The sequence below is a fragment of the Enterococcus sp. BWR-S5 genome (genome assembly GCF_016745255.1).
Lineage (GTDB): Bacteria > Bacillota > Bacilli > Lactobacillales > Enterococcaceae > Enterococcus_L.
Genome location: NZ_JADOEQ010000008.1, coordinates 116842 through 139490 on the forward strand (window position 1 = coordinate 116842; position 22649 = coordinate 139490).

At 40.9% G+C, this 22649-nt stretch carries 15 protein-coding genes and 1 riboswitch; all 15 genes read left to right on the forward strand.

All coding sequences use genetic code 11. The features are described from left to right. Positions 1–499: 499 nt before the first annotated feature. Positions 500–6637 (forward strand): SpaA isopeptide-forming pilin-related protein, encoded by a 6138-nt coding sequence (locus IW510_RS10985; RefSeq protein WP_202059548.1) that lies wholly within the window; start codon positions 500–502, stop codon positions 6635–6637. Between the two features lie 165 nt (positions 6638–6802). Then, entirely contained in the window at positions 6803–7507 is a 705-nt protein-coding gene (locus tag IW510_RS10990; RefSeq protein WP_202059550.1) for a tRNA (adenine(22)-N(1))-methyltransferase, read from the forward strand. Further along, on the forward strand, positions 7504–8622 hold the full coding sequence (locus IW510_RS10995; protein ID WP_202059552.1) for a Nif3-like dinuclear metal center hexameric protein: 1119 nt from the start codon (positions 7504–7506) through the stop codon (positions 8620–8622). The genes IW510_RS10990 and IW510_RS10995 overlap by 4 nt, the downstream gene beginning before the upstream one ends. Before the next feature lie 11 nt (positions 8623–8633). Beyond that, positions 8634–9863 (forward strand): peptidase T, encoded by a 1230-nt coding sequence (gene pepT / locus IW510_RS11000; RefSeq protein ID WP_202059554.1) that lies wholly within the window; start codon positions 8634–8636, stop codon positions 9861–9863. Between the two features lie 73 nt (positions 9864–9936). Next, positions 9937–10842 carry a diacylglycerol/lipid kinase family protein gene (locus IW510_RS11005; protein ID WP_202059556.1) on the forward strand — a complete coding sequence of 302 codons (906 nt, stop codon included), beginning with the start codon at positions 9937–9939 and terminating at the stop codon, positions 10840–10842. A 50-nt stretch (positions 10843–10892) separates the two neighbouring features. After that, entirely contained in the window at positions 10893–11183 is a 291-nt protein-coding gene (locus IW510_RS11010) for a DUF1294 domain-containing protein (RefSeq protein WP_202059558.1), read from the forward strand. 11 nt (positions 11184–11194) lie between these two features. Continuing rightward, positions 11195–12232, forward strand: a complete 1038-nt coding sequence (locus IW510_RS11015) for a lysylphosphatidylglycerol synthase transmembrane domain-containing protein (RefSeq protein WP_202059560.1) — start codon at positions 11195–11197, stop codon at positions 12230–12232. A 167-nt stretch (positions 12233–12399) separates the two neighbouring features. Further along, positions 12400–12499: riboswitch (TPP riboswitch) on the forward strand. 101 nt (positions 12500–12600) lie between these two features. Continuing rightward, positions 12601–13284: a thiaminase II gene (gene tenA / locus IW510_RS11020; protein ID WP_202059562.1), complete on the forward strand. Its 684-nt coding sequence runs from the start codon at positions 12601–12603 to the stop codon at positions 13282–13284. Next, positions 13266–14069, forward strand: a complete 804-nt coding sequence (gene thiM, locus IW510_RS11025; RefSeq protein ID WP_202059564.1) for a hydroxyethylthiazole kinase — start codon at positions 13266–13268, stop codon at positions 14067–14069. The genes tenA and thiM overlap by 19 nt, the downstream gene beginning before the upstream one ends. After that, on the forward strand, positions 14069–14881 hold the full coding sequence (gene thiD, locus IW510_RS11030; RefSeq protein ID WP_202059566.1) for a bifunctional hydroxymethylpyrimidine kinase/phosphomethylpyrimidine kinase: 813 nt from the start codon (positions 14069–14071) through the stop codon (positions 14879–14881). Before thiM ends, thiD begins: the two co-directional genes overlap by 1 nt. Then, positions 14878–15516: a thiamine phosphate synthase gene (thiE, locus tag IW510_RS11035; RefSeq protein ID WP_202059568.1), complete on the forward strand. Its 639-nt coding sequence runs from the start codon at positions 14878–14880 to the stop codon at positions 15514–15516. The genes thiD and thiE overlap by 4 nt, the downstream gene beginning before the upstream one ends. A gap of 4 nt (positions 15517–15520) precedes the next feature. Further along, positions 15521–15955, forward strand: a complete 435-nt coding sequence (locus IW510_RS11040) for a GFA family protein (protein WP_202059570.1) — start codon at positions 15521–15523, stop codon at positions 15953–15955. Positions 15956–16265: 310 nt separating this feature from the next. Next, positions 16266–17699, forward strand: a complete 1434-nt coding sequence (locus IW510_RS11045) for an amino acid permease (RefSeq protein ID WP_202059572.1) — start codon at positions 16266–16268, stop codon at positions 17697–17699. A 424-nt stretch (positions 17700–18123) separates the two neighbouring features. Continuing rightward, positions 18124–19662 carry a hypothetical protein gene (locus tag IW510_RS11050; protein WP_202059574.1) on the forward strand — a complete coding sequence of 513 codons (1539 nt, stop codon included), beginning with the start codon at positions 18124–18126 and terminating at the stop codon, positions 19660–19662. A 153-nt stretch (positions 19663–19815) separates the two neighbouring features. After that, complete coding sequence (locus IW510_RS11055) at positions 19816–22590, forward strand: helicase C-terminal domain-containing protein (protein ID WP_202059576.1); 2775 nt, start codon at positions 19816–19818, stop codon at positions 22588–22590. Positions 22591–22649: the final 59 nt, after the last annotated feature.

Genomic DNA, 22649 nt, shown 5'->3' on the forward strand with positions numbered 1-22649 from the left:
TAATAGAAGACTAAATAATTTTAAATAACAAGACGAGGTTGTGACAAAAGCGTCCAGCTCCGAGAAATAAGCCAAAGAATCCGAAAATAGCTTTCCATATTTTCGAGATTCTTTGGCTTATTTTTGAGAGAGTTGCTTTTGGAACACCGTTTATTGACTTTTAAGAGATCAGGACATTTTGATGTTCCGGTCTCTTCTTTTTGTGTGAAAAGGAACGCTTGGTTTCTTTGAAAGGCAACTGAAAAACTGCGTCTTGCAACATTTATTTAGAAGGGCAGCAAGTTCTTTTATTTTTCAGTGTTTTGATTGATAAGGACATAATTTTAGAAAATGTTTGATGAAATGTAAAAATTATGAAAATTACATGAAAGCGAAATGGATGATTTGTCATTGATTGCGACAAAAAAACAAGAATGTCTGTATTCAGAAGCAATATATTTCCAAAAAATTTATCTTTTTTGTAAAGTAAGGGGGAGGAATCATAGGGGAGGAATATCAAATGAATAAAAAACTGATATACAGTCTAATGGCTGTACTTATTTTCCTGCAGTATCTGGCACCTTTACCGGCTATTGCACAGGAATTGGTAAAAGCTGAGAATGAGCTGACATTATCAAGCCTAACGGTAGTCGGTGAAACAGAAAGCACAATTGATGTGAAGCTAGATGGTCGAGCAAACAATAGTCAAGATGCACCAGTGAACAAACAGCTAACTGTAGGAATAGCAGCGAAGCTAGTTGCACAAAGCAGTTCGACATCGGGAAGTGTAGTAGCTCCTGTTTCAGTAACGGAAAATGGTGTTCAGCTTGCTATTCCTGCCCAGACACAAGGAGATTTCAGTCTTACTTTTTCAATTGATCGACAATCTGTAGGAGCGGATTCTTCTTTTATTTTAAATGGAGAAGGACAAACAGTTTCTACAACTCTTCCAATTCAAGAAGATACCAGCAGCTCCAGTTCAGAAGCTGTCCAAAGCAGTGATACACAGGATAGTAGTACAGTTATTGAGTCCAACAGCTCTTCACAAGAAAGCGAAGCGAGTACAGAACAGAGTACACAGAATTCCTCCTCAGTTCCGGAAAAGCAAGTAAGAGCAGAAGGCGGAACAGATATTCGAACTTATTTTGACGGTGGAAACGGTACAATCATTTCCGATGCCAAAGTAACTTATTATGACAGTGATGGGAATGAGCTGACTGGTTCAATCCCAGCCGATGCCAATGTTAATATTCATTATAGCTGGTCAATTCCGGAAGAAATCCGTGATAAAATTCAGCCCAATGATTATTTTACCTTCCAGCTTCCTGATGAAGTAGTTGCTACTCCTCATAGTGGAGAGTTGAAAAATGCAGATGGAACGGTTTACGGTACGTATACGGTAGATGAAAATGGAAAGGTTACAATGCTCTTTAATGAGAATGTAACGGATGAGTTTGATATTAACGGCAGCTTTGATTTCGATACGAAATTCAATCCAAACGTTATTACTACGCCGGGCGACAAGACAATTACTTTTCCGGCGGAAGACAATTTACCTCCAGTTGATGTTGTTGTCAAACCAACAACCGATACCTCTATTTCAAAGGCCGGTAAAATGGATAAAACGCCAAATCCGGATAGCGTTACTTGGACGGTTGATATCAATCAAGCAATGAATGAGCTCGAAAATCCAACCGTAACAGAAACTTGGCCAAATGGGGTGACGTTAGATAAGGATTCAATAAAAGTATATAAATTGGTTATGAACCTAGATGGGACTGTTAAGTCTGTAGGAGAAGCATTAACGCCTGATCAGTATACTGTGGATGCCAACGGTAATGTGACGATTCTTGGAGATACCTCCGATGCCTATCGTGTAGAGTATGTGACAGATATCGATGATTCTACGATACCAAATGGCGGCGGTTCAGTTCCCTTAAAAAATCATGCGGACCTATCTGATGACAAAGACCCAACCAAAATTCCGGCTGAAGCAACGGTTACAGCGGACTATGGCAAGCTGTTGGAAAAAGACAGAAGTGGTTACGATTCAGCAAATCAGCAGTTTAGTTGGACGATTAAATACAATTATGGTGAAAAGGATATTGCTAAAGAGGATGCAGTTATTACAGACACAATGAGTGATAATATGGAACTTATCCAAGACTCATTAGTCATTTATCCAATTACCTTTACTGCCGACGGGAAGGAAGTTCAACAAGATCCACTCCCTGCTTCTGCTTATACCATTGAACCAAATCCTAATGGACCTGGGTTTGTAATCAAGTTTGCAGATGGTATTGATGGGGCATACAAAATCACATATAAAACCCAAGTCAATGGAGTTGTTACAGGTACCACTCCAGTTGACAACAAAGTGACTGTTGATGATGGTGAAAGTAGTACAGGTGGTGGTAATGCCACACAGCAAAATATCATTAAAACGATGCGCTCAGTTGACTATACGAATTCCACAGCTACTTGGCGTTTAGTTATTAACAGAAATCATTATACAATGAATAATCTGACTGTTAAGGATGAATTTGATCCGGTTCCCGGTATGGCGTTGGCTCGACCTGATGAAGGAGTAAGCGGCGGTTATGAACTGAAAATCACTTCCTCTTCTGGAAAGGTTTTGGAGCTGGGAAAAGATTATGAACTAGTTGTCAATAATTATGACGGCAGCAGTGATTATGGTTTTGATATCAAATTTATTGGTGATTATGCTCAAACAACTGAATCATTTACAATCGATTATACAACCAAGTTTGATATAAGTGTGATTGACCCTCGTGATCCGGCTAAAGATCATTTCTATAATAAGGGAACTGCTTCATGGACCGATGAAAACAACGATCCGCATACTTCGACGGATGATAAGGATTTTGAACCTAAGCCGGAGTTTTCATATAATGCAGGTAAAAGCGGAGCATATAATGCACAATCAAAAACGATTACTTGGACCATTCAGACGAATCTCAGTCAAAATCAGTTGCATGATGCTACATTGACTGATCCGATTACAGGGAATCAAGAATATGTTCCTAATTCTCTGAAGATTTATTATGGTGTGACACATGCTGATGGTACAGTGACAAAGGAAAGTGACACACCGATTAACGATCAAATGGTTACGGTTAAACAGCCGAATGAAAATAATAATACATTATTCATTCAATTTCCAAATAATCAAAAAACCTATTATATTGAATTTGAAACATCATTGACAGATAAGGTGGTCAATGAAGCGAAGACTTATGAAAATACTGCAACTTATGTCAATGATGGTGTCAGCAGAGATATCGTCGGAGAAGTCTCAATTAAAAACGGAGGTTCTCATGTTCAGAAAAGCGGGAAGCAGGATCCGACTGATCCTAATTATGTACTATGGGATGTAACAATCAATCCTAGTTTGTCTACGTTAAGCGATGTTGTTGTGACTGACAAACCATCTAATAATCAAATCGTCGATCAAGAGTCAGTGAAGCTATATGGAACGACGATTGCAGCTGATGGAACAGTAACTGTCGATCATAGCAAGGTGTTGATAGAAGGGGTCGATTACACGGTAGCAGTCACAACGGATAACGCAACCGGAGACCAGGAGCTGAAAGTAACATTTTTAAATGAAATCAATACGGCCTATGTTATGGAATATCGGTCATTAATCAGCTCTTCGGCATCGGGAAGTACAGACAAGGTAAGTAACCAAGTATCGATTACCGGAACAGGATCCGAAGAGGTTGATGATAATGGCGACAGTGATGTGACAGTAGAAATTGACCATAGTTCAGGTAGCGCATCAGGGACTAAGGGTAAGATTACTCTGGAAAAAATAACAGAGGATCAAGTAGTTATGCCGGGCGTACATTTTGAGCTTTGGAATTTGGACAAGACGCAATTGCTTCGTGAAGGTGATGTGGACGCAAGTGGCCATATTACGTTTGGTAATTTGAAATTAGGGCAATATCTGTTGATTGAAACCAGTACGTTGCCAGGCTATACGATTCCGGATGACCTTGTTTCCGGAAGAAAAATTACGATTTCTCAGGAAACCAGTAAAGAAGCTGCACAACCATTAGATGTGATTAATGAGACATCTAAAGTCTATTTAACAAAAACAGGACCGGATGGTACACTTTTGGCTGGGGCAGAGTTTCGATTAGAACAGAATTTCAATGGTGTTTGGCAACCTGCTTCAGCAAATAGTACCTTTGTGACGAATGCACAGGGAATCTTAGAAATTGAAGGACTGCTGCCTGGTGAGTATCGCTTGATTGAGACTAAAGCACCTGCGGGCTACTTATTAGATGCAACACCAATCAACTTCCCTGTTTCAAAAAATGCGGAAAACCAAATACCTGAAGTTGATTTAGACATGACAAACTATCAAGGCTCAGCAAAACTGTTGAAGGAATCCGTAGATGGACAGGTTTTGGCGAATGCTCAATTTAATGTCGTTGATGCTTCCGGAAAAGTAGTGAACGCAGCGCCGTTAGTCTCAGACAGTTCAGGAGTTGTGACGGCAAAAAATCTTGCTCCGGGCAATTACAAGTTTGTTGAAATTAAAGCACCAGGCGGGTACATTTTGAATCAACAGGAATACCCATTCACCATTGATTCTGAAGCATCTGGAGAGCCTGTGATAGTTGATGCGGGAACAGCGGTAAACTACCAAGGCGCTGCGGCTCTTGTGAAGACAGATAAGGATGGCACTGGCTTAAGTGGTGCGTCATTCGATGTGTATGATTCCAATGATGTAAAAATCAATCAAGCTCCGCTGACTTCCGGAGCCGATGGCACAGTCAAAATTGATAAGCTGGCACCGGGAACTTATTACTTCAAGGAAGCAGCAGCTCCTGATGGTTATATATTGAATACGCAAACCTATTCATTTACGATTCCTGAAAGCAATAATGGCGAGCTTCCATTGGTTACTGTCGGTGAAGCAATAAACTACAAAGGCAGTGCCGAGCTGACTAAGGTAAATGGTCAAGGAGAACACTTGGCTGGCGCAGAATTTTCTGTTTACGATGAAAATAATCAGCTGATAAAAGCAGGAATTACCTCCGATGCAGATGGTAAGGTAAAGATTGATGAATTGGCACCTGGAAGATATTACTTCAAGGAAACAAAAGCACCCGTTGATGAAAACGGTCAGGATTATGTCATTAACGATTATCCCGTGTTCTTCACCGTTCCTGAATCAGCAGATGGAGAACCGGAAGTACTGAATTTAGGCGAGTTCCAAAACTTCAAAGGAAAGATTTCCTTAACGAAAGAAGGAGAAGCGGCTCAAACAATCGCTGGTGCAGAATTTACGATATATCGGGCAAATGATCAAAATGAAGAGGTCGTTGAACGAGTAGTTACCGTTGATAAGGATGGTCAAATCGACATCAGTAATCTGCGTCCCGGAAGCTATAAGATTGTAGAAACAAAAGCACCAATTGGCTACATCATCAATACACAGCCGATATACTTTGTGATTAACAGCGATTCAGAAACAGAGCCGGTGGTAGATCCGGTAACCGTGCCGAATTACCAAATTTCCATTGTTGCGTATAAACTGGACGGGGATTCCAATGCCCCCGATAGAGGACTTGCCGGTGCAGAGTTCGTTGTCTTGAATGAAGATGGTTCACCTTTAGATGAAACACAGCAAATTTACGACGCGAATGGCAACGAAATTACTGAAAGTAACAAATTAACATCCGATGAAAACGGAAGAGTTTATGCTTCTGGGACTGCGGCTGGCACCTTCCAGTTAGTGGAAACGAAAGCACCGGATGGCTATATCCTAGATACAACGCCAATTTTCTTTACAGTAGAAAATCAAGCCGGTAAACCTGAAAGTATTGAGATACCTTTAGGGGACATCAATAACTACAAGGGAAAATTCGCTATCAAGAAAGTGAACGAGGATGGCAAGCTATTGACTGGCGGTATTTTCCATATTGAAAATCAAGCCGGTGAAAAACAGACAGTAACGGATATAATGGGTAACTCAGTGACTGAGCTTTCTGCAAATGAAAAGGGCTTAATTGCAGGCGGAGGATTGGCACCGGGAACTTACACGCTTGTAGAGGATGAAGCACCTGACGGTTACATGGTAAACACAGAGCCATTGTCATTTACGATTAGTAAAGAAATAACTGGAAAACCGACAACAGAGAATGGCGGACTGTTCAATGGTCAGTTTGTCAACTACACCGGTAAGGCACAGTTGTTGAAAGTTGATGACAATAATCAAACCTTATCCGGAGCTGAATTCATGCTGTATGACAACACCGGTAAAGAAATGAAGAGCTATGTATCAGATGCTGAAGGGAAAGTGGTTCTTAATAACCTAACACCTGGCAGCTATGAATTAAAAGAAATCAACGCGCCAAGTGGTTATCAGTTAAGCGATAAAGTAGTTTCCTTTACTGTATCAAATGAAGCTGCAGGTAAGCCAACTCAAATTGACTTAGGCAGCTACGTGAATGATAAGATTCCTGAAACACCACAAACGCCGAAAACACCAACACGGAAGCCAGGTGGAAGACTGGCCAACTTGAACTCACTGGTTAATAATTTGTGGGTATACGCTGGAATTGTCGTTGTATTAGTTGCTTCGGGTATACTTATTAAGCGGCAAAGAAAGACTGAAAAATAAGAAAATAGATACAGTATTAGCAATCGGTCAGTAATAATAGACTGAGTGATAAAGTGAGCGTGAGGCAAAAGAGGCCTCACGCTCATTTTTTATAGATAAGAAAGCCCGCAGAATATTTTACTTACTATTTTTGAATGTTATAATATGCAGTGGAGGAATCAAGACATGAATGAAAATCAATTATCGAAACGTTTGGAGCGTGCAGGCGAGCTGGTACCGTTTGGTAGTCGTTTAGCTGATATTGGATCTGACCACGCTTATTTACCAGTGGCACTTATGCTGCAGGGAAAAATAGAATTTGCAGTTGCGGGAGAGGTTGTTCAGGGACCGTTCCAATCTGCTGAAAAGCAAGTAAGAAAAAATGGATTAAGTGAAAAAATCATCGTTCGTTTGGCGGATGGTCTGGATGCAGTTCTTGCGGAGGATCATATCAATGCAGTCTCTATCTGCGGGATGGGCGGTACCTTGATTCGTGACATCCTTGAAAAAGGGCGTGTCACAGGGCATTTGAATGGGCAAGAGGTGCTGATTCTTCAGCCTAATGTCGGAGAACAGGTGTTAAGACAATGGCTGACAGCCCAAGGCTATACTATTTTGGCAGAAGATATTTTGGAAGAAAATCAAAAAATCTATGAAATTATTTGTGCAGAAAAGAAAGAAGCTGTAGCAAACTATAGTGAAGAAGAGCTGATGTTTGGTCCACTTCTGCTTCAAAAAAAGGGCGCTGTATTTATTAAAAAATGGCAGCGAGAAATCAATCAGCGAAAAAATGTGGTGGAACAGCTGAAGAAATCAAAAGTGAATCAGCAAGAGAAAATTGCCGATTTGGAAAAGGAAATTAAGGCGATTGAGGAGGTTCTAAAACCATGAGTATTACTGGACGCACCTTTATTGAAAAATTTGAGAGCTACTGCCCTCAGTGGCTTGCTGAAGAAGGCGATCCGGTAGGGCTTCACATCGGAACACTGAACAAGGAAATGAAGACAATCATGGTGACATTGGATGTTCGCCCGGAAGTAGTTGCAGAGGCAATTGAAAAGCAGGTTGATTTAATCATTGCTAAGCATCCGCCAATTTTTCGTCCTGCCAAAAGGCTCGACACGGATCAGCCTCAGACAAAAATGTATGCGGACCTTCTTAAGAATGATATTGCAGTATTTGCTGCACATACCAATTTAGACATCATTGATAATGGCTTAAATGATTGGTTTTGCGAGCATTTAGGTATTCAGCATACGACTTATTTGACTAAAACACACACTGTTCCTTATAAGAAGTTGGCTGTTTTTGTACCAGTAGACCATGCAGCAGAAATGAGGACTGCATTGGGACAGGCAGGTGCCGGTACACAGGGGGATTATGTAAATACCAGCTATTCATTAATTGGTACCGGACGCTTTACGCCAGTTGGCGGAGCGAATCCCACAATCGGCGAGTTAAACAAGGAAGAATGTGTACAGGAAGCCAAAATTGAAGTGATTTTTCCTGAAACGATAGAGGAGCAAGTGCTCGCTGCAATGTATGAAGTGCACCCTTATGAAGAGCCCGCTTTTGATCTTTATACAATTGATAACCTAAAAAAGAATTATGGTTTAGGACGAGTTGGAGAGTTGGATAAACCAGTGCCGCTTTCTCAGTTCGTTGAGACAATCAAAAAAACATTTTCTTTAGAAGGTCTACGCTTAGTGGCAGTGGACGAAGAGAAGGAGATTAAGCGTGTAGCAATATGCGGCGGCAGCGGTGAAAAATTCTATAAGGATGCATTGGCTAAGCAAGTAGATGTCTATATTACCGGAGATGTCTATTATCATACAGCCCACGACATGGAAGCAGAAGGGCTGACCGTGATTGATCCTGGACACCATATCGAGGAATTATGCATGCCTGAGTTGGTCAAGCTATTCAATCAATGGAAAAAAGACTATAATTGGGATGTATCGTTTATACAGTCTGAAATAAATACGAATCCATTTAAATTTAGATAGGAGCAATTAAGATGTACGAAAATTTATTACCTCGATTCTTACGCTATGTAAAAACAGAAACTCGGTCAAATCCGAAAAGTACAACAACCCCTTCAACTGAGACGCAAATCGCCTTTGCCCATACCTTGAAAAAGGAATTGGAAGAGCTAGGAATGTCCGATGTTTTTTATAATGAAAGTAACGGCTTTGTGATAGCTACTTTACCGGCAAACACAGAAAAAACAGTACGTACAATTGGCTTTATCGCTCATATGGATACAGCAGATTTTAATGCGGAAAACGTTAACCCGCAGATTGTTGAACACTATGATGGAGAATCAACAATTAAGCTGGATAAAGAAGGAAAATATACATTAAATACAAAGGATTTCCCAAATTTAAAAAATTATGCGGGTCAAACCTTGATTACAACAGACGGTACAACCTTGCTTGGTGCCGATGATAAGTCGGGGATTGCTGAGATTATGACGGCTATGGAAATCTTGATTAAGAATCCGTCTATTAAGCATGGAACGATTCGTGTTGCCTTTGGACCGGATGAAGAAATTGGTGTTGGTGCAGATAAATTCGATGTAGAACAGTTTGACGTTGATTTTGCTTATACCATGGATGGCGGTCCTGTTGGCGAATTACAGTATGAAACCTTTAATGCTGCTCAGGCTGAAATCACTTTCTACGGTAAGAATGTCCACCCAGGTACTGCAAAAAATACGATGATTAATGCGCTGCAGTTGGCGATTGATTTTCATAACATGCTGCCGGCAGATGAGGTTCCTGAAAAAACAGATGGCTATGAAGGGTTTTTCCATCTGTTCTCACTAACTGGCACACCTGAGGAAGCTTCTGCTACCTATATTATCAGAGACCATAATCGACAAAAATTCGAGGAACGAAAAGAGTTGATTACAGCCATTCAAGAAAAAATGAATGAGGTCTTTGATCAAGAGCGAATTGCTGTGGAGATGATCGATCAATATTATAATATGAAGGAAATTATTGAGAAGGATATGAGTATTGTTGAGCTGGCGAAAAATGCCATGCTCGAGTTATCTATCAAGCCTTTAATCGAACCTATTCGTGGCGGAACAGACGGGTCTAAAATCTCTTATTTAGGCACACCGACACCTAATATTTTTGCCGGAGGCGAAAATATGCATGGTCGTTTTGAGTTCGTTTCGTTACAGGCTATGGAAAAGGCAACAGATGTAATTGTAAAAATTGCAGAGCTAAACGCAAAATAATTCAAAATATTGAGGCTGGAGCGGACTGATTTGGCATGCTCCGGCCTGACTTTTTCTGACAGGGAGCGATTGTATGAAAAAATTCATGATTTTATTTAATGGTACCTCTGGAAATGATGAGGGACAGGAAATCGCTGAACGCTTCAAGAACTATGCGGAAGAAAAAGACAGTGATTTGACCTGCTATCTTCAAGAAATTGGACCAGATATTGATGACCAACAAGCAGTGGAAGCAGCAAGAGACAAAAAGATAGATAGTCTAATTATTATCGGTGGAGACGGAACGATTAATCGAATGACGGCTGCGTTTAAAGACGACTTGCCAAAGCTGACTGTGGGGATATTGCCGGGAGGAACGGTTAATAATGTGGCTCAAGCGTTAAACATTCCAACTGATTTTGAAAAAGCAGCAGATATTATTCTCGCCGGTCATACCAAAGGGATTGATTATGGATTGATTGGCGAACATAGTATAGTCAGTACAATGACCATTGGTATATTGGCAGACACAGCGGCAAGAATTACCCAAAAAGAAAAGCAAAAATATGGTAAACTAATCTTTATTAGAAATTTTTTCAAGCTGCTTTTGAAGAAAAAACACTATAATTTAGACATAACAATCGACGATAAACATTGGCAGGGAAAGACGCAGCTTGTCGCACTGCTGATGACGAATTCTGTTGGCGGGTATCGTAATTTTGATGCATTGGCAAAACCGGATGATGGGTTGTTTCATCTAATTATTTTGCCTCATATCAATTCATTTCGGCTAATTTTTTATCTTCCCAAAGTGATGATGGGGAAGGTCAACGAATTACCGGATATCGAGTATTTAACAGGTGCTCATGTTACGATTAAGAATAGGAAGAGTGAAAAAGTAGGAACTAGGGTGGACGGAGATCCATGTGATGATTTGCCGGTAGAGCTGGTAATGGTCAAAAGAGGGCTTTCAGTTTTTGCTCCGCAAGATGCTGATTAACCGACTGATTTTCTATGATTCTCCGAAAATCAAATGAAAGCGAGAAAATTATGATAACCGAACGTTTAAACGAACTATTCTGGATTTATCTAATCGGTATTAACTTGTATACGTTAGTTATTATGTATTACGATAAAAGGCAGGCGAAAAAAGGCGGATGGCGGATTCCGGAAAGTCAGATTCTGCTGGTTGGCATTCTTGGCGGCGGACCTGCCGGCTTGATTGGTCAGCGCCTGTTTCGTCATAAAACAAGAAAACCGAAGTTCTATGTTGCATTTATTTTTGGTAGCATTGTCTTCTGTGGTAGTCTCTATTTTTATTTCACTAATTATTATCATTAAGGGGAGAAGGAATGAAAAACAAACCGAAATTGAAGATTTTTCTAAACATTCTGCTGATGGCGGTTATGATTGGTGTAGTCTTCTATGTGGTGGATAATTCATTAAGCGATATTATTGCCCAGTTGGCGAAGACTAGTATAGTGGTTGCTGCGATGGTCGTTATTCTTGGTGTGGTTTATCAGTTTGTTGAAGGCCAGTCGATCCAGGAAATTGTCAAAAGCTTTCAGCCGAAATTTACGATGACCGATGGGTTCTTTGCATCCTGTTATGTTGCATTTTATCGAGTCGTGTCGTTTGGGACTGGGACGTTGGTCTCGGAGGTTCTTTTTTATCGTAAAAAGGGGCTCGCGGTTTCTCAAGGGATGGGCGTGACGGCTCTCCATATGATTATGTACAAGCTTGCAGTGGTTTTTTGGGCCGTTCTTGGGCTGGTGACTCAATTCGGCGAGCTGTACGAAAGCTCACCAAAAATGATTCCATTTATTTTGGCTGGGATGATTATTACGTTCTTGATTATTTTTGCCATTCTTGCTTTGTCTGTCAGTATTCGTCTACAGGTTATGCTAACTGTTTGGGCGGATAAAATTCTCAAAAAGCAAAAGCTGAGAGATTGGGTAGATACGTGTAATCTCCAAATTTACTCTTTGAGAGATACTGTTCAGGCAATCATCAAGGACCGTTCTGCATTGCTGCGTATTTTATTATGGAATATCGCAAAGGTATTTGTCTGGCTGCTGATTCCGTATGTAGCATTAGTAGAACAGCACAGCGCGATTGATTTGCTGCAAGTATTGTCATTTACCAGTTTTTCAATTGTATTAGCAGGTGTGATTCCTACTCCTGCGGGTATCGGCTCTTTTGAATTTGTTTATCTGCTCTTATTTAAGCCATTAGTCGGTACGGTAGATGCAGTGTCTTCACTGCTACTCTATCGCTTTAGCAGTTTTGTACTGCCATTTTTAATTGGTCTGGTCTATGTCATGCAAATGAAGCGTAAGGAAATTAAGGCAGAAATTATTGCAGTCAGAGAAGAAGATTCCGTAGATTGAATGTGAGAAAAAATAGCTTTAGCTATACGTATTATTGAGGATTCAGCATCATAAACGTTTCTAAATGATAGGGTGCCTTGTTTTTATTAGGCAGTCGACTTAACTTTGGAAAGGATGCCTGCTGAAGAAATCAAATTGTTTTATTTAATTGTTCTGTGATATACTGTTAGACATACTAGGGGAGTCATTATGACTGAGATGTTCACTTGAACGGACCCTTTGAACCTGTGAGTTGAGACTCGCGTAGGGAAGTAGTCTAAGGAATAGAATAGATATTTCAGACTCTTCAAAATGGTTCACTTACCTATTTGAAGAGTCTTTTTCTGTTTTTTCGGCTTTCTTCTCAAAAAATTATGAGGAGGAACATCATGCGTTTTACAACTGAAGCAAGAGCTGCAGCAGAAGAGTTGTGGGAAAAAAGTAAAAGACATCGCTTCATCCAAGAGCTGCAGGCTGGAACATTGGCACCGGAGGTTTTTCGTTATTATCTTCTACAGGACAGATACTATTTGGAGCAGTTTGCCAAGATTCATCAAAAGGCAGCTGAGCTGGCAAAGCAAGAAGAAGAAAAACAGCTTTTTCTAGCAGGAGTGACAGGACTGGAAGAGGCAGAGATAGCTGTAAGGGAAGGTTTTTTCAAAGAGTTGGGAATTACAGATGAGGAGATAGCCTCAGCACCAATTGCTCCTACTGCATATCACTACACGACACACATGTATAGCGAGCTGCTTTCAGGAAGCACGGCACGAACAGCGGCAGCACTGTTACCCTGCTACTGGCTTTATCAGGAAATTGGTGAGCATTTGATAGAAAGCGGTTCCTCACATCCGCTATATCAGCGCTGGATTGAAACCTATGATAGTGAAGGATATAGGGAAGGGGTTGACAGACAAAGAGAGCTGACGGACCGCTTGGCAGAGTCCGTGGCAACAGAGGAACGGCAGTCAATGCTGCAGGGCTTTTTAATTAGCAGCTACCAGGAATGGAAATTTTGGGAGATGGCCTATGTACAGGAAACATGGGAGGACAGCGCATGTATCCATATTATTTAATTGATGAAATAAGAAAGCAAAATCCGTTAATTCACAATATCACGAATATCGTCGTAGCGAATGATTCTGCAAATGGACTGCTTGCTATCGGCGCTTCGCCATTCATGTCCAGTGCTCCGGAAGAGATGACAGAGGTTGCTGCTCTTGCTGCTGCAACGGTACTGAATACCGGGACCTTATCCAATGAACAGCTTGACGCGATGCGCTTAGTAGGAAGACGTGCAAACGAGCTGGGAAAGCCGGTTGTGATTGACCCTGTCGGTGTAGGTGCTACAGGCTTTAGAAAACGGGAAATTGTCCGACTGCTTCATGATGTTCAGCCGACTTTAATTCGTGGGAATGCCGGAGAAATTGCGGCATTGGCAGAAATCGAGTGGCAAAGTAAGGGAGTAGACGCAGGAGCAGGCTCAGGGGATATTGTTGCTGCGGCAGAAATGACAGCACAGAAATTTCAAACCTTAGTATCTGTAAGCGGCGAGACCGATATTATTACAGATGGTCAAACGACTTATTTTGTTGAAAATGGTACTTCTGCATTTACTTCAATGACTGGTGCCGGCTGTCTGCTCTCCTGTGTTTGCGGCGCATTTTTAGCTGCGGATAAGAAGCCCTGCCTTGAGGCGGTTGTGGTTGCCAATTGCGGGTATGCGATTGCGGGAGAACTGGCAGCTGCTGAGTTAGAGGGGCTTTTAGTTGGAACGTTTAGAAACAACCTGTTAGACGTTTTATCACAACTGGATAGTGCGAAAATCAAACAGTTTGCAAAAATCAGGAGGAACGCTTAATGAATTCAACGATACAGGCATTGACGATTGCCGGATTTGACAGTGGTGGAGGCGCCGGCTTACAAGCTGATTTAAAAACATTTCAAGAACGGATGGTCTTCGGTACTTCGGTTTTGACTGCGTTACCTGTCCAAAATACGCAAGGAGTAAAGTCCGTATACGATATCCCTTTATCAGCCATTTCCGATCAGCTGAAAGCGATAGAAGAAGATTTTTCAATCAATGCAGTGAAAACGGGGATGCTCTTTACAGAAGACATTATTCGCCTGACTTCAGCATTTTTGAAACAAGGAAATTTTGGACCATTGGTAATCGACCCGGTCATGGTAGCGAAAAGCGGGCATGCACTATTGAAGGAGTCAGCAGTACAGGCATTGATGGAAGAGCTATTGCCGCTTGCAACTGTTGTAACGCCTAATATACCAGAAGCAGAGGTTATGACTGAGAAGTCGATTTCTTCAAAAGAAGATATGATAGAAGCCGGAAAAATGATACAAGCTTTAGGAGCAAAAAATGTTATTGTCAAAGGTGGGCACCATTTGGAAGGAAACGAATCTTCTGACATGCTGCTTCTTTCCAATGGCGAGATTGACTGGCTTTCATCTGAACGAATACAGACGAAAAAAACACATGGAACAGGCTGTACTTTTTCGGCCTGTGTGACTGCGGAGCTGGCGAAAGGTTTTTCTGTTCAAGAAGCAGTTCACACAGGGAAAGCCTTTATTCAAGCTGCGATTTCAGACAGTATCGATGTGGGGCTGGGCAATGGACCAACAAACCACTGGGCCTATAGAAAGGTGGAGCAGTTATGAGAAGTCCGCTGGATTACTTGCCTGTTTATTTTATTGCCGGTACACAGGATATCGTTAGCGGAACGTTACCGGAGCTGCTTGAACAGGCCTTGAAAGCCGGAGTTACCTGCTTTCAGTTTCGAGAAAAAGGAGCAGGCAGTATCGGGGAAGCAGAACAGCGCAAGGTACTGGCTGCGGAGTGTTATGAGCTGTGTCAAAAATATGACGTACCTTTTATTGTCAATGATGATGTAGAGCTGGCATTGGTACTTGATGCAGATGGCATTCACGTTGGGCAAGAGGATCAGGCAATAGAGGAAGTGTTACGACTATTTCCCGGAAAAATCGTTGGTATTTCATGTTACAATAAAGAAGAAATTGTTGCGGCGAATCAACTGAAAGGAATCAGTTACTATGGTATTGGTCCAGTTTTTGGAACAATCTCCAAGTCGGATGCGAAACCGTCAATTGGTATAAAACAATTGGATGTATTGGCAAGACTGGCAAAGAGACCTTCTGTAGCAATCGGTGGAATCAGCATAGAAACGGTTGCGGCGATTCAGGAAACGGCTGTCGCAGGCTCTGCGGTGATTTCAGCTATCACGCGGTCTGAGGAGGTAAACAGTACGATAAATAAATTAAAAGTAGGAGGATGAAAAAATGGAACATCATGGAAGCTGCTTATGTAAAAAGGTTCAGTTTACCATCAAGGAAGCCGAGCCGACTGTATCAGCCTGTCATTGCAGTATGTGCAGACAATGGACTTCTGGTCCGCTTTTATCAATTGATGCCGGAAATTCTCAAAACATTCTATTTTCAGGAACAGAGGAGATTGGTCGCTATCAATCATCTGAATGGGCAGAACGTGGATTTTGTAAAAATTGCGGGTCATCCTTGTTTTATTATGGGATAGAAGATGATAGTTATTATATCCCAATTGATTTATTGGATACGGTTGATCAGGCACAGCTGACACTGGAGATTATGTATGACAACAAACCGTCCTATTATTCCTTTAGTAATGAGACAGAAAAAATGACAGCAGCCCAAGTCTATCAGCAGTTTGTTGAAGAAACAACAGCGATTGATGAGTAGTTTTTTTTGCAGATGTTAATAAAATGAGAGAAATAAATGTGTCATGAGAATTTAGTGTCGGATAAACCTTGATTATAAAAGGTTTATCCGCTTTTTTTTATTCATGAAATTAGGATGTTCCGAGTAAATAGAGAAAATGATGGCGAAACGCTAATAAATAAAAAGATATTTAAGAGTAACAATTGTGTTAGCGGGAAAAACGAGTATGATAATACTATTGAAAAATGCATGTTTAAACAGAATAACTGACTCTGGGAGAACGAATGCTATTATTCATTACGCGTTTATTTAAATCAAAGGAAGTGTTTTTATGGAACAAAAACAACTGAGATGGTTTAGTGTTGGCTTAATCGCCTTCAACATGGTTTGGGGAATTGGTAACGTCGTCAATAACTACGCCCAACAGGGAATATCCGTTGTGACTTCATGGATATTGATTTTAGTACTTTACTTCATTCCGTATGCATTGATTGTCGGTCAACTAGGTTCAACGTTTAAAGACAGTAACGGAGGTGTCAGCTCTTGGGTTCAAAATACGAGTACCAAACGACTGGCATATTATGCAGCTTGGACCTATTGGGTAGTACATATTCCATACCTTGCGCAAAAGCCTCAAGCAATTTTGATTGCTCTGGGATGGGCAATTCAAGGGAATGGTAATTTGGTTAACACCATGTCCATATCTACTGTTTCTTTTCTATCACTGATTATCTTTCTTCTATTTCTGCTGTTGTCTACGCGAGGATTAGCGACACTGAAAGTTATCGGCGGAATTGCGGGAACAGCGACGTTTGTGATGTCTATGCTTTTCATTCTCTTTGCAGTGGGAGCGCCGGCTATCAATTCATCCGTTGAATTTGCAACACCTCATATGGAGCAAATCAGTACGTATATTCCAAAATTTGATTTTAGCTATTTTACAACTGTGTCAATGCTGGTTTTTGCTGTCGGTGGAGCTGAGAAGATTTCTCCATACGTAAATGCAACAAAGAATCCCGCAAAAGAATTTCCGAAAGGGATGATTTTCCTTGCGGCCATGGTAGGAGCATCTGCTGTGTTAGGCTCGTTTGCGATGGGGATGCTTTTTGCAAGTAACAATATTCCGGAAGACTTAATGGCAAATGGTGCCTACAGTGCATTCCAAATTCTCGGTGAATATTATGGTGTAGGAAATCTGTTAATGATTATTTATGCATTGACGAATGGAGCTGGGCAGATTGCTGCGTTAGCCTTCTCAATCGATGCGCCGTTGAAGATTCTTCTTGCTGATGCTGATCCTGACTTTGTCCCATCCGCTCTTCGTAAGAAAACCAAAAAGGGTACGTTGGTCAACGGGTATTGGTTAACTGGTATTTTAGTAAGTATCATCATTGCTTTGCCAATGTTTGGATTGAAAAACATGAATGAATTAGTCAAATGGTTGACGAACTTAAATTCAGTAGTCATGCCAATGCGTTATCTATGGGTATTCTTTGCCTATATGATGTTGAACAAAGCATATAAAAACTATCAATCTGAGTACAAGTTTATGAAAAATCCCAAAGCAGGCTTCATTTTTGGCTTATGGTGCTTCCTGTTCACAGCTTTCGCCTGTGTATTGGGAATGGTACCTAAGGTTGACTTTGCAGCCGACCCTCAAGGCTGGTTCTTCCAGTTAGCTTCAAATATCCTAACGCCAGTTGTTTTAATCATGCTGGGCATGATCTTGCCTGCAATTGCTCGACGGGAAAAGGATAAAGTATAAATTACGGTTCATGATCGTTAAGAAGTGAAGACGAGCTATCCGAAAGCGGCCAAGCAAATGTTTCGGATAGTTCGTCTTCTTTATAAAAAAATAGGATAAAAATTGAAGAATGAATTATTTTTTTTACTGTTTCGACTTGAAATATAGGATGAAAATCGTTATTTCTCTGCTTTTAAAGGAGTCAGCTATTAGTTTTATCATGAATTGACTAGGTGTTGGGGAATCATGAAAAACGAACAATATTTTGTGTAACTTTGCCGATTTGCCTGGAAAATGGTAAAATAGTCTTTGTTGACTCACAAATAGTGGTTTTTTTGGAAAAAATTGAGAGCAATTTTTATTTATAAACGGTATAATTATTGAGGAAGTGTATTTTTCTTTTTTGAAAGATGATTATAAAATAAGATAAAGACTATTCAAGGAAGTGAGAAAAATTAGTAAACGGGGTAAAAAGTCAGACGTTGAGAAAAAATCTGTCTTTCTATGCAAGACAGTCGATCCTGAATTTTTAGGTAGAGAAATTTATGCTGATAATGTTGAAACACCATACAATTTCTACCTGATTCGTGAGTTAAATTTGGCAAAGGACTACCAGAATCTTGCTGAAGGTGAGGCTTATTTTGATGCTATTTGTGATAGCTGGGATGCAGCCGAGGAGTTCAATAAGCTAGTTGTTAAAAAAATCTACATGTATGTAGAGACAGAACTAATGTATTACACATTAATGATGGGGAGCTTTGAGCCTTTAAGCAGAGAAGCAAAAGTTGAACTGAAGCAGTGGCTGACAGACGTAGCCGTTGAAAAGGAAACACAACCCCTTGTTCAAAAAGAAAATACTGAAATCGAATCTGCTGAATTAAGCAGCGTGATGAAACAAATGCTGGAAACCTCCAATGAAATGTTCCGTCTACGTAAAATGATTGGAGACCTTAGTGAAACAATCGGTCAAGCGAGACTTGAAGCGAAGACTCAGCCGTTAATGTCAAGAAGTGTACACACCATTCATCTAAAACGTGCACAGCCATTAGTGATAGAAAATACCGAGGAACCCAACAAGCCTGTGAAAAAGCTTGAGGTCAAGACAGAAGAGGCTCCTACCATAGAAGGAGAGTACTCGGAAGAAAAAGAAGACGTAATTGAGATTCAACACGTGACAATTGAACCAACAGAACCAGTGGAACAGGAAACAGAAACTGGAAAAAAGCCGATGAGCGGACTGAGTTCAAAAACGGTCCAAGAAGATATCCCGTCAGTCGAAGAGGCTACAGTCTCTCCAAACGACCAAAAAGATAACTCTGCTGCAAGTGTCAAAGAAACTCCTGCAGAGAAGCTTCGTCGAAAGAATTTGGAAAATCAGCTGGAGAAAGCCCCTATTGAGGAAGAGCAAGCGGCAGAACCAGAATCCACAATTTCTGAGGAAGAAATTCGGGAGCTTTTGCTGTCAAAACTGGTTCTTGCAAAGAACAAAACAAGAAAACGAACACCAAGCAATTGGCCGCGTTTTTCTAAACTAATGACAGACAGCCATACAATTTCGGCACCTAAGAGAATTCCTGATTTCTCGAGAAGTGAAATGGAAAATCTTGAAGATGATATTTATCTTCGCTTTATGAGCAAACGTATAAATATCGGCAAGAAGAAGAATCGTGATCAGAAGAAGAGCATCTCTCAAACAGAATTGTTAAGTCAAATATCAAAAGCTGAATACCTTAGCTATTCATGGGGACAGGTTCTGAAGCTGCGCAAGGAAGATGTATTGATTTGTAATCGTCTGAGCAGCGCCGGTCTCGTGAGTGGTTTGGATGATTTTCTTTATGATATGAAGCGAACAGCTAGCAGACCCTCTTTTTTCACTAAGAAGGTCAAATGCTCTGTCGATCGATTAAGAAGACTTGAAGGCTATGTGTTGATGGATCAGTATATGCAAAAGCTAAGTCAGCTATCCAAAGAGGATTATAAATAATAAAAAAGAAAGTCGTCAATTCCGTTTGGGGTTGGCGGCTTTTTATGTATGAAAAAAATGATTAGATAAAAATATCAAGCTTTGTGAGAAATGATAGTGAAAAATTCGTATTTTATAGTATAATTTTCAAGACGGCAGAAAGGTGGAGAGACCATGAAAAAAAAGCCAATATATGCGGTCGTTGATATAGAAACCACCGGGACTGATCCACAGGTAGACCGAATTATTCAGTTTGGCTGTGTGCTGATAGAAGATGGCGAGATTGTCACACGCTTTTCAACAGATGTGAATCCGGGAAAAAGTATTTCACCGCAGATTCAGCATTTGACAGGAATCACAAATAAACAGGTGACGAAAGCGCCGTATTTTGAAGATATCGCTTTGACTATCCATCATTTGTTGGCAGAGACAGTATTTGTTGCCCATAATATTTATTTTGATTACTCCTTTTTAAATCAAGAGCTGCAGCGCTGTGGCGCTCCCGAGCTGAGTATTCCGGGAATTGATACAGTGGAGCTCTCCCAAATATTCTTTCCTACTGAAAAGAGCTTTCGTTTAAGCGATTTATCTGAAAGCTTGGGGCTTGTGCATGATAACCCGCATCAGGCGGACAGTGACGCACAGGTAACAGCTGAGGTATTTCTTTTAATTGAGAAGAAAATCAGAGCATTGCCACTACTGTCGCTAAAGACGATTCTATCGCTAAGTGATCAGCTAGGAATGGAAACAGGTACGTATTTGAACAGAATTTATGAAGAGATGAAGGAGCATCCGGATTCTTTAAGAGACGACCTTAAAGTCGTTGAGGGATTAGTACTGAAGAAAAAGCAAGTGACTTATTTTGAGACACCAGTTTATGAAACAGCGCAGTATCCTGCAACGAAACGACAAAAGGAACGGGTTTTTGCCGAAGCATTAACGTATCGAAAAGAACAGAGCCGGATGATGAATGATGTCTATAAGCATTTTACTGCAGGTGAAGAAAAAAATTTGTTCATCGAAGCAGCAACCGGAATAGGAAAAACCTTTGGCTATCTCTTTCCTAGCAGTTATTTTGCGGAACCCAAAAAACCGGTGATTGTCAGTACAGTATCTATCATGCTTCAAAATCAGCTGTATGAGAAGGACATTCCTTTTACCAATCAGTTTGCGCAGCAAAAGCTGCAGGCAACGGTGTTGAAAAGTCATCGCCATTACCTTGATCTGCAACGTTTTAACGAAACCTTGAAGAATCCAATCAAACAAAAACAGTATGCTCTTTATCAAATGAGAGTACTTGTCTGGCTATTGGAAACGGAAACCGGTGATCTCGATGAACTGCAGTTAATCAATTTTAACCATATTTTTTGGCGAGACACGACTCATCGAGGAACTGAGCTTTTGAAGAAGGATGATTCTTTATACCATGAGGATTTTGTCCGATTTTTATATAAGAGAGCAGCGCAAAGCAACCTATTGATTGTCAATCACGCATTTCTAATGCAGGAGTCGTTTAGAAAGCGGCCACTGCTGCCAGAAGAGGCGAGCTTGATTATCGATGAGGCGCACCATTTACCCGATATAGTCAAACGAACAGCCTTACAGACGATTCCGATTTATGGGTTTCAAAAGCAAGTCATTCAGGCACGTGAAGAAGGGCAGTTGTTTGATCAAGTCCTGGAATTGCTGGGAAAACTACCGACAGAAAAGCGTTATGTAAACATGTATTCGCAGACCTTGCTTGATGTCGTAGAGGACTTGAAGGATTTTGCCTATGAACTGGCACAAATTTTGACAATTGATAAGCGTGAACAGCTTCAGGAATCTGTGATACAGAAAACCCAGTTCGATCAGCTCTCCTTGGATGGCGAGAAATTGATTCGGAGACTGGAGACCTACTTGAGTGATTTAGAAGAAATTCAGCAATCGGTTCGTAGAGGAATACAACAACAGCTAGAGAGTTTTTCTGTTTCCGAACGTATGCAGCTGACAGAGCTGTTTCAGTTGTTTTCAGAGGTTTCTCAATTGGCAGAATGCTTTGATATTTTTGTTAATCAATGGGAAGCTCATTGGGTCAAGGAGTATCGAACAGACAAGAAAGGCTTAACGGTGTTAGCTGTTAACGACTTAAGCGCCGGAATCATAAAAAAGGCCAGTTGGTATCCGAATTATCAGCACATTCTTTATACTGGAGGAACCTTGGTGTTTGGCAAGAATCGGCACTATTTACCGAATAAATTAGGCGTCAATGATTTCTCTGTCAAGGTTTTACCGGACCCGTATAATTATGAGCAGGCAGCACGCTTGTATGTGCCTAAATTACCTTTGGCTATTCATGAGGTGTCTGATGCGGAATTTGCGGAGTATATCAGTCAGACTGTAGAACAGATAGCAAAGCAAGAGGACAGACCTATTCTCGTTCTGTTTACCTCTCATGAAGTATTGAAGAAGACGTATCATCAGCTGCATCAACCAATGCTCAATGTCGGCAGAGAGGTCATGGCGCAGGGAATAAGCGGTACACGGGAAAAGCTGCTGAAACGATTTTATCATAGTAAAAACAGCATCTTGCTTGGCGCAGACAGCTTCTGGGAAGGTGTAGATCTTCCAGGTGACTCGCTTCAGCTGTTGATTGTTACTCGTTTACCCTTTGAAAATCCCAATCGTCCATTAGTTAAAGCGGAGTATGAGTATCTTGAAGCGCAAGGCATCAACTCCTTTACAGGAGAAGCCCTGCCTAAGGCCTCGATGCGGCTGCGGCAAGCATTGGGTCGGCTGATTCGCTCGGAAAACGATCATGGCGTTTTGCTGGTGCTGGATCGTCGACTGGTTCGAACGAAGTATGGGAAGAGGATGTTGCGGGCATTACCTAAAAAGCTTCCGATAGAAGATTTGCCTTTGGAAGAAACACTGCAATCAATCCATGAATTTTTTAAAGAAAAAGGATAATTTTCCCTCTCTTGGAGCAAAAAGATTTTATTTTCTGATATAATGAAAAACAGTAAGTT

Coding starts and splice junctions, on each gene's coding strand:
- IW510_RS10985 (WP_202059548.1), top strand. CDS start 500: ATGAATAAAAAACTGATATACAGTCTAATGGCTGTACTTATTTTCCTG.
- IW510_RS10990 (WP_202059550.1), top strand. CDS start 6,803: ATGAATGAAAATCAATTATCGAAACGTTTGGAGCGTGCAGGCGAGCTG.
- IW510_RS10995 (WP_202059552.1), top strand. CDS start 7,504: ATGAGTATTACTGGACGCACCTTTATTGAAAAATTTGAGAGCTACTGC.
- pepT (WP_202059554.1), top strand. CDS start 8,634: ATGTACGAAAATTTATTACCTCGATTCTTACGCTATGTAAAAACAGAA.
- IW510_RS11005 (WP_202059556.1), top strand. CDS start 9,937: ATGAAAAAATTCATGATTTTATTTAATGGTACCTCTGGAAATGATGAG.
- IW510_RS11010 (WP_202059558.1), top strand. CDS start 10,893: ATGATAACCGAACGTTTAAACGAACTATTCTGGATTTATCTAATCGGT.
- IW510_RS11015 (WP_202059560.1), top strand. CDS start 11,195: ATGAAAAACAAACCGAAATTGAAGATTTTTCTAAACATTCTGCTGATG.
- tenA (WP_202059562.1), top strand. CDS start 12,601: ATGCGTTTTACAACTGAAGCAAGAGCTGCAGCAGAAGAGTTGTGGGAA.
- thiM (WP_202059564.1), top strand. CDS start 13,266: ATGTATCCATATTATTTAATTGATGAAATAAGAAAGCAAAATCCGTTA.
- thiD (WP_202059566.1), top strand. CDS start 14,069: ATGAATTCAACGATACAGGCATTGACGATTGCCGGATTTGACAGTGGT.
- thiE (WP_202059568.1), top strand. CDS start 14,878: ATGAGAAGTCCGCTGGATTACTTGCCTGTTTATTTTATTGCCGGTACA.
- IW510_RS11040 (WP_202059570.1), top strand. CDS start 15,521: ATGGAACATCATGGAAGCTGCTTATGTAAAAAGGTTCAGTTTACCATC.
- IW510_RS11045 (WP_202059572.1), top strand. CDS start 16,266: ATGGAACAAAAACAACTGAGATGGTTTAGTGTTGGCTTAATCGCCTTC.
- IW510_RS11055 (WP_202059576.1), top strand. CDS start 19,816: ATGAAAAAAAAGCCAATATATGCGGTCGTTGATATAGAAACCACCGGG.